Below are 6000 nucleotides of genomic sequence, written 5' to 3'. Positions count from 1 at the left end.
ACCACCACCATCCCGGCCTTCCCTGCCCCCTCCCGCCCGCCTGATCCCTGAAGCGCACCCTCAATCCCACCAGAGCCGCCACTCACGGAGCCGCATGAGCTCCTCGTGGTACGTGGACCAGTCCAGGTCCGGGTCCTCATGGAAGACGTCCGGGCAGGCGAGGTAGTGCTCCGCGGCGAGAACACGGGCCTGGCAGACGTCCGCCGGCGGTGCGGCAACCGAGAGAAACAGGCTTCCGTGGCCCAAGCCCACGACACGGACACCGAATCGGTGCTCCCAGGAGCGCAGCACTGCCGACAGCTCCTGCGCGGTCATGTGATTCGCCATGCCCCGCCAGTTGAGGGCAGCGGGCACATCAGCGCCCCGCGCGACCTCGACGAGCGCGAGACACCGGGCTCGGCCGTCGCGGGCGATAGCGGTCGCCACTGCCCCCGCGCACCCGTCAGCGTCGGCCACCACCCCGGCAGACGTCGCGAGACCGGGCCACTCCTTGAAAGGCGGCCACGAGTCGTCCGTCCACTCGCTCCGGAAGTACGCGTCGGCATCAGCGTCAGCCCCGTAGCCACCACCCACCGGATCGAAGGAGTCGTCGGGGTATTCGAGCAACAGCGGGTACAGGCCGGTCTCCCGACGACGCGCGTGCAACCGCCTCCACCAGTCGGCCGCGTCCGCGACCGGGCCGTCGCTCATCCACGCCACCGGATGCGGATGACGGCACGGACCTAGCAGCCTGCCAGGTGGCAAGTCGTCCAGCAGCTGTCTGAGAACTTCGCTCAAGGGCTCGGGCATAGCCGGAATCTACTCGGCACCTCAGGACGACACAGCGCCGGAAACGCTCTTCTCGCGGTGGTGCACAGCGCCTGGCCGGCGAGTCCCGCCGGTGGCGGGTCGGCGAGTACGGGTCATTCGCCCGGAGCACCCACAGCCGCGTCGGCGTCCACTGCGTCCCCGGCGTCCACCGCGTCCTCGGCGCCCTCCGCCTCCCAGCGGAGCAAGTCCCCCGGCTGGCACGTGAGTACCTCGCAGAGTGCGGCCAGCGTCGAGAAGCGCACCGCCTTCGCCCGGCCGTTCTTGAGTACCGCCAGGTTGGCGGGGGTGATCCCCACGCGGTCCGCGAGTTCGCCCACGGACATCTTCCGCCGGGCCGGCATCACGTCGATGTCGACGACGATCGGCATCAGATCACCTCGTCCAACTCAGCCTGCATCACCGTCGCTTCGACATCGCGGACGACGGCCTGGGCGAGCAGTGTCCGCAGAACGAGCACAATGAGCGCGACTCCCAGTATGGCCAGGCCCACCCCGCCCGTGATGACGGTGACGCCCGGGTCGTACCACGAGCACGGCGCGGAGCGCCCGCACGGTCAGCTTTCCCATGACCCACCCCTATGCCATCGATCCACGATGAGAATCCATCGAATTTCGATAGATCGACCAACGGTGGGACCTGAGGGCGGGCGACGGTTCCGCACCTTGACCGGAGCCCGCCACCCCCTCCTGCGACATGACGCGATGCGAAGGTTCTGATCTCGCCGAAGCAGATCTCACTCAACCGGGAATCGAACGCCGTACGACTCCACCAGAACCTTGCACCGGTGCCGCCGGAGCCTCCTCAGAACCGATCGACCTTCTCGCCGTCCGGGACCTGGTAGCAGGCAGAAACCACGTTGACGAGCAGCGTGGGCTCATTAGTGTCCCCGCCACTGTTTTTCTCCCAGAATTCGATCTTGACGGCAAACTTCTTCGCGGCGTGATCTGCTGTCAGCTCCAAGGATTTGGCTTTGGAGCTGTTCGGCCCATATCCGACGATCTTCCAGCCGTGCTTCGGAAGATCTTCCTTGAGGCGGGTCATGGCCTTCATGAGCTCAGCATCAGAGGGTCCGGTCAGGCTCCAAGGGTGCCGCATGAGAAACAGCTTCCCCCGCTCCGCACCTTCGCACGTACTCACTCCCGGGCCCGACTTGGACATCGTCCCCTTGACGGCCATGATGTCGAGGATTTGGCTGGAGATCTGCTTCGTTTCAGAATCGACGTCGTCGACGCTTCGCGTTCCTACCGGTTTCGGCGTGCTGGAATCTGCCTGGTCAGTCATGCTGCATCCTGTAAGTACGGTGATCATGGCGGCACTCAGGAGGAGATTGCCGAATATCCTATTCCTCAATTTTCACCTTTCCGTACTGGCCGGTTACGACAGCCGCCTGATTCCTGAGGCTGTCCGTGTCCCGATCCCAGTACTCGCTGTGCCCTTCCGACTCGCCTGTAGTCATCTGGTTCGCTCCGAACAATTCGTCACTGGGAATGATGGCCACGCCTCCGCCGAACCGCCACTGGCTGCCACCGTGACCGAATCGACCCAAGTCGGGGACGGGGTCACCCTCGGCCTCCTCATTCCATACGTGCCCCTTGGGCACATCCATCTGTGATGCCTCGCCCACCTGCACACCTGGACTACCTGCGAAGACCACGTCATCCGCGTTCAGCTCTCCCTGACGAGCCGCGGAGCCGATCAGAGTCGTACCGTACGAGTGACCGATGGCCGTGTGGTGACCACCGGAGTCGGTGCTGTTGGCCACATTGAGGCCGTCCATGAACTGATTGAACTTCGGCGCCCCGTCATCGGCATAGTGCCGGAAAGGCGCATCCTTGACCACGCTCTGAGGAGCGTCGTACCCAAGCCAAGTGATGGTGGAGACTTCTTTCCCTCCAGCCATCGCATCGGACTCTCGCCAGAGGTCGGTCATGCGTCCAATGTCTCCACCGATACCGCCAAGATTCGACGTGGTGCCAGGTACGTAGACGGCCGTGTGAGCGGCGGTATCGGGGTTCCCGTTGGCAACGATCGCCCGGCCGTTCTTCTCTGTGTCGAAACCCAAGAGGTAGGCGGGCGGCAGCCCGTTCTCACCGGTCGCGTCGAACCGTTCCTGGATGCTCTTCATGCCGTCCTGCGACTTGGTGAGCTGCGCGAACCGCTCACCGTACTTCTCGTTCCACTTGGTCCAACTGGAGTTCTGGATGACGGCCGGATAAGTGCCGTTGGGGTTGGGGGAGTACCTGGTGGGCTCGGGAGGAATCTTGGCGAGTTCCAGCTCCACATGTGCCCTGCTCTGCGCCAGCACCATGCGGTTGGCCTCGTCGCGCGACTCGGCGGGCAGCCCGTCCAGCGCGCCGACCGCAGCGGCGTTCAGGGCCAGATGGGCCGCCTGCTCCTCCGGGCTGAGCCCCTTCCACCACGCTGCGTTGTCCTTCGGGGTGCCGTCCTTCGGGGGCTCCGGCAGGGAGTCGAAGTAGCTCTTGCCGGCCTCGCGGACGCCGCCCGTGTCCGACTTCACGTCCGCCCAGTCCCGGTGAGAGACCTCCAAGTCGTCGTCGGCCTTCAGCGCACGCAGTTTCGGGGCCCACTTCGTATCCGCGTCCGTCGCTTCTTCCAGGGCGTCGGCGATCCGGTTGGCGTACTCAAGCGCCTTGCCGTAATGGGGGTTCGGGTGAATGTTGACGGCCTGGCGCTCCAACGCGTCGGACGTCGGGCTGCCCCCCGAGCTTCCGCTGACCGTACCGCCGTCCGCCGTCTTCTCGTCACCGGGCTTCTTGCCCGCCGGGTACGAGACGGAGCCGTTCGCGTTCACCGTGCAGCCGTCAGCCCTGGCGTCCTCCATGGCCGCTTCCAGCTTGCGCTTGGCCACCGCGATATCGAAGGCGAAGCCATTCAGCGCGGTGCTCACCAGACCACACTCGGTCTGGACATAGTGGAAGTTGCTCGACAACTTCTTGAGTTGCTCGTGTGCGGCCCCCGCCGCGTCACCCTTCACCTCACTGCGGAGTCCCAGACCGATCCGATGGTCAATCGCGTCCTTGGCCTCGGAGGCCATGTCGCCGGTGGCGCGGTAGCCGTCCGCGGCCTCTTCGTACTCCGACGGCTTGAAGGCTTTGAGCGTCGCAAGATCCATGACCTGACTCACTTCTCCTTCGACTCGCCGCCAACGGGCTTGGTGTCCTCGTATTTCACCTGGAGCTTCTTCAGGTCCGCCAAGGCTTCCTCGTCCGACTTCGACAGATCGTGACCCGTCTTCTGCAGAAGTCCGCCCAACTCATCACAGCGGTCGCGCACATCGCTGACGTACTTCTTCCAGGAGTCGTAGAGCTCCTTCTGCGCCGCCGCGCTCACGGAACCGGTCGTGTCACCCAGCCCCGCCTGCCCATCGGCCAGCTTCGTCAGCGCCTTGCCGACGCCGCCCTTGAGGCCGGTGACGCCCTCACCGACCCTCACCCATGTCTTCCGGTTCGACTTCAGGTCGCCCGAGGTTCCCCCCTCCGAAGGGGCCTGATTCAGCTGCATGCTCGCCGGCCCATTCGCCGCGACATCAGCCTTGATCTGTTCCCATTCGTCCCATGCCACCGTACGATTCTCCCCGTTTCCCCTGATATCCCCGTTTCCCGTGGTCCCGTTCCGGAGTTCCTCGGGTCGAAACAACATCGTCTCCGGCTTCCGCGGCTCAGATCAAATTCAGGCCTGTCGTCCGTGGCCGGAACCTGTTCGCCCTGGTCGGTCGTCCTGTGGAGCGGGATCGATCGGATGGGACGGCATGGCGGAGCGGGCAAAACCTGGTGCGGGGCCGACGGCGACGGCGGTGGTGCCCGGGGCGGGGAGCCGACGGCGAGGGTGGGTGCTCGCCGGGGTTGCCGTGGTCGTGGGCGGGGTGCTGGGGTTCCATCACCGGGTTCCCAACTGGCCGGGCCGGATGGGCAGTCTGCTGGAGTCCTTTCTGCCCTGGGGCGGCGTCCTCGTCGTCGTGCTGCTGGTCGTCGCCCTCGTGCGGCGGTCGGCCGTCGCCCTCGTCGCTCTGCTGCTGCCGGTGGGCCTATGGGTGGACACCTTCGGCGGGCTTCTCCTGCCTGGCGAGGAGAGCGGCGGCGGGCGGGAGCTTGTCGTCGTGCAGCACAACGTCAGCGACGAGAACCGTGATCCCGCCGGGACCGCCCGGGCGCTGATCGACGCCGAGGCCGATCTCGTCGCGCTGGAGGAGCTGGTGGAGCCGCAGGTGGCCGCGTACGAGAAGGCCCTCTCCGCCGACTACCCGCATCACGTCGTCCGGGGCACCGTCGGACTCTGGTCCAAACACCCGCTCAGCGGTGAGCAGGTGGTCGACATCAAGCCCCCGAGCATCGAGGAGGGGTGGAGTCGCGGCGTGCGGGCCGTGGTCCACTCCCCGTACGGGGACGTCGCCGCGTACGTCGCCCATCTGCCCTCCGTCCGGGCGGGGATGGGCGGGCTCGCGTCCCAACGGCGTGACGACAGCGCCGCCTTGCTGGGGTCGGCCATCGCGAGCGAGCGCGTCGAGCCGCTCGTCCTGCTCGGGGACCTCAACGGGGTCGTGGAGGACCGTGGGTTGAGGCCCCTCACCTCACAGTTGGACGTCGCCGAGAGCGGGTTCGCCTTCAGCTTCCCCGCCGCCTTCCCGCTGGCCCGGATCGACCAGGTCATGGCCCGTTCCGCCACCGTGGGCCGTATCCGCACCCTGCCCGCCACCGGCAGCGACCATCTGCCCGTCGTCGCCCGCGTCGCCCTGCGGTGAGGGTCCTGCCCGCAGCGCGTCCGCCTTTCGTACGGCCGCCACGCGTTGCCGCCAGGTCATGTCCTCGGGAAACTCGTACGCGTCCGTGTCGACCATCCAGCTCGCGTACGCCGTCGCCCTGCGGCAGTCCGCGCACTCCGGCTCGTCGCCCAGCGGGCGGAAGACATGCTCCTCCCCCGGGCCCGTGCACGCGATCAGCTCCCTGACCGGGGGCGGCGGAGGCGGAGCCGGCAGCGGGGTCACCGGGCATTTCTGGATCAGGCGATGGCGCAGGAAGCCGACCGCCGAGCGCACCCCGCCCTCCGGCGGGTCGGCCAGGAGCGCCCGCCGCAGGTCCCCTTCCGGCAGGCCGCCCTCCAGCCACTTCACGGCCTCCACCGCCAGCGCCCGGGCCTCCCTCACGCCCAGCAGCAGATCGCGGCGGGTGTGGC

6 protein-coding genes and 1 pseudogene are annotated in these 6000 nt (G+C 66.9%); 1 reads left to right on the top strand and 6 read right to left on the bottom strand.

Annotated features, from left to right (window positions below; genetic code table 11):
- Positions 1-60 precede the first annotated feature (60 nt).
- The 6 genes and pseudogenes from D3105_RS14895 to D3105_RS14870 all read right to left on the bottom strand — a co-directional run bounded on the left by D3105_RS14895 (position 61) and on the right by D3105_RS14870 (position 4392).
- Positions 61-690: a DUF4253 domain-containing protein gene (locus D3105_RS14895; protein ID WP_240646912.1), complete on the bottom strand. Its 630-nt coding sequence runs from the start codon at positions 688-690 to the stop codon at positions 61-63.
- Between the two features lie 212 nt (positions 691-902).
- Positions 903-1178 (bottom strand): helix-turn-helix domain-containing protein, encoded by a 276-nt coding sequence (locus D3105_RS14890; protein WP_118903687.1) that lies wholly within the window; start codon positions 1176-1178, stop codon positions 903-905.
- Positions 1178-1339: pseudogene (locus D3105_RS34935) on the bottom strand (DUF2975 domain-containing protein); the annotation flags it as partial. The gene D3105_RS14890 and the pseudogene D3105_RS34935, both read right to left, overlap by 1 nt.
- A 272-nt stretch (positions 1340-1611) precedes the next feature.
- Positions 1612-2091, bottom strand: coding sequence for a hypothetical protein (locus D3105_RS14880; RefSeq protein ID WP_240646911.1), 480 nt, complete (start codon positions 2089-2091; stop codon positions 1612-1614).
- Between the two features lie 58 nt (positions 2092-2149).
- Positions 2150-3943: an alpha/beta hydrolase gene (locus D3105_RS14875; protein WP_118903692.1), complete on the bottom strand. Its 1794-nt coding sequence runs from the start codon at positions 3941-3943 to the stop codon at positions 2150-2152.
- Between the two features lie 8 nt (positions 3944-3951).
- Entirely contained in the window at positions 3952-4392 is a 441-nt protein-coding gene (locus D3105_RS14870; RefSeq protein ID WP_240646910.1) for a hypothetical protein, read from the bottom strand.
- A 187-nt stretch (positions 4393-4579) separates the two neighbouring features.
- On the opposite strand from D3105_RS14870, the gene D3105_RS14865 reads away from it, so the two are divergent.
- The gene (locus D3105_RS14865; RefSeq protein WP_118903686.1) at positions 4580-5569 is read left to right on the top strand and encodes an endonuclease/exonuclease/phosphatase family protein; all 990 of its coding nucleotides are present in this window, start codon (positions 4580-4582) and stop codon (positions 5567-5569) included.
- The last annotated feature ends 431 nt before the right edge of the window (positions 5570-6000 follow it).

It is taken from the genome of Streptomyces globisporus, assembly GCF_003501885.1.
GTDB lineage: Bacteria > Actinomycetota > Actinomycetes > Streptomycetales > Streptomycetaceae > Streptomyces > Streptomyces globisporus_D.
This window is presented reverse-complemented; position numbering and strand designations above follow the sequence as displayed.